The sequence below is a fragment of the Streptomyces botrytidirepellens genome (assembly GCF_003721215.1).
In the GTDB taxonomy this organism is placed as follows: Bacteria; Actinomycetota; Actinomycetes; order Streptomycetales; family Streptomycetaceae; genus Streptomyces; species Streptomyces himastatinicus.
In genome coordinates, this window is sequence record NZ_RIBZ01000364.1 from 1 (window position 1) to 625 (window position 625).

Genomic DNA, 625 nt, shown 5'->3' on the forward strand with positions numbered 1-625 from the left:
CGCCTGGGGCGCGCCGGTGCGGCTCTTGGCGGGCGCCGTGCTGGACGTCGGCCCCGCCACGCACGGGGTGCGCGCGTACGTGGCGTTCGGGGGCGGGGTCGACGCCGAGCCGGTGCTCGGCAGCCGCGCCACCGACGTGCTCTCCGGGCTCGGACCGGTCCCGCTCGCCGACGGCGCGGTGCTGCGGCTCGGCGCCCCGTACGGGCCGGCCCCGGCGGTGGACTGGGTCCCGTACGCGGGCATCGTGCCCGAGCTGGTGCTTCCGGTGGTGTTCGGTCCGCGCGACGACTGGTTCACCGCCACCGGGCTGCGCACCCTCACCACCGGCCGGTTCCGGGTCGCGGCCGCGAGCAACCGGATCGGGCTGCGCACCGAGGGCCCCGCGCTGGAGCGCGCCGGGGAGGGCGAGCTGCCCAGTGAGGGCATGGTGCTCGGCGCCCTCCAGGTGCCGCCCGACGGCCGTCCGGTGCTGTTCCTCGCCGACCATCCGACGACCGGCGGCTACCCCGTGGTGGGCGTCGTCCCGGAGCCGTACCTGGCCGCCGCGGCGCAGGCCGCGCCCGGGACCCCGGTGCGGTTCGCCCCGCTGCGCCGCCCGGGCCCTCAGCCGTCCCGGGTGCGGGCC

General features: G+C 79.7%; 1 protein-coding gene. It reads left to right on the plus strand.

Going from position 1 to position 625, the window contains the following annotated elements; translation table 11 throughout:
- Nucleotides 1-625: 5-oxoprolinase subunit C family protein (locus EEJ42_RS30990; RefSeq protein ID WP_148082057.1), on the plus strand; the 625-nt coding region annotated here is incomplete at both ends.